2 protein-coding genes are annotated in these 799 nt (G+C 45.6%); both read left to right on the top strand.

Annotated elements, in window-relative coordinates:
- Positions 1 to 431: type VI secretion system amidase effector protein Tae4 (locus ALO64_RS24140; RefSeq protein ID WP_094195084.1), on the top strand; the 431-nt coding region annotated here is incomplete at its 5' end.
- On the top strand, positions 431 to 799 hold a 369-nt coding region (locus tag ALO64_RS24135; protein ID WP_157058650.1), incomplete at its 3' end, for a type VI secretion system amidase immunity protein Tai4. The genes ALO64_RS24140 and ALO64_RS24135, both read left to right, overlap by 1 nt.

The following is a 799-nucleotide window of genomic DNA, read 5'->3' as shown; positions in this document are numbered from 1 at the left end:
GCCTTGCTCGGAGCTTCCTTGGAGGGTTTGTGGCGCAGAATATAAATAATCCTGATGCGTTGGCAAGATGGAAAAATACCTGCGCCGTAAGAATGAGCTACATTCTAAATTACACAGAAGCAAAAATCCCAAAAACACCAGACCAGACAGTATCCGGAGAAGATCAAAATCAATATTTTTTCCGCTTTAATGATCTTAAAAACTTCCTGATGAGAAACTGGGGAAAACCAGAAATCGTCAAATACCCGCCTTCTGATAGCGGACCATTGGCCAGCAAAAAAGGCATCATAGTATTTGAAATATCAGGCTGGTCGGACGCTCGAGGACATGCGACTTTGTTTGACGGCAGTATCTGCTACGACCATTGCTATTTCAACGAACCTGGCGTCAACTATCGGACAGACCAAGCAAATTTCTGGAGCCTCACGTAATGCAGTCGTTTCGTGCAGCCATCCTAATTTCTTTTACCCTCGCCACACCTAATATCTTTGCATCTGCCATGTCACCGTCACTGTCACCAGAGGGAATGTATCGAACCCATGCACAAAACTACAAAGACCTTGTTCTTGCAACCTGCATTGCAAGCGCTTATAGATATAATGAAAACGTCGGAATAGATGCTGGCAGCAGTATAACCGCGCTACGCGACTGGGCCCATTATGATTGGGAAAAAAGCCCCGAAAAGCTTGGAGAACTCGTGGGCAAATATCTCGACAGAGACTATACAAACCCACTGGTCGAGTCCGAGGTAAGAGGCGTGAGATTCGACTTCCTTAAGCATCCTCTGAAAAAGCCCATT

Origin of the sequence: Pseudomonas meliae (assembly GCF_001400515.1) — a bacterium.
In the GTDB taxonomy this organism is placed as follows: domain Bacteria; phylum Pseudomonadota; class Gammaproteobacteria; order Pseudomonadales; family Pseudomonadaceae; genus Aquipseudomonas; species Aquipseudomonas amygdali.
This window is presented reverse-complemented; position numbering and strand designations above follow the sequence as displayed.